General features: G+C 66.4%; 1 protein-coding gene. It reads left to right on the top strand.

The window, feature by feature from the left end; genetic code table 11:
* Positions 1-250 (top strand): AMP-binding protein (locus ACX4ZE_RS23415; RefSeq protein WP_480275634.1); only part of this gene is annotated, 250 nt, incomplete at both ends.

The raw sequence follows: 250 nt of genomic DNA, 5'->3' as shown, positions 1-250 counted from the left end.
CCGCGGGGGTGGGGGTGGATGCGGTGGTGGCGGTCGCTGTGCCGCGGTCGGTGGAGTTGGTGGTGGCGTTGTTGGGGGTGTTGAAGGCCGGTGCGGCGTATCTGCCGATCGATCCCGGGTATCCGCCCGCCCGCAACCGGTATGTCCTCACCGATGCGGGTCCGGTCGCGGTCGTCACCACCACAGTGATTCGGGGTGTGTTGCCTGATACCGGGATCACGACTGTCTGTTTCGAGGACCTCGACTTCGA

It is taken from the genome of Nocardia sp. TBRC8007, from assembly GCF_056629435.1.
The sequence above is the reverse complement of the archived record's forward strand: the minus strand, read 5'-3'. Positions and strand labels throughout refer to the sequence as shown.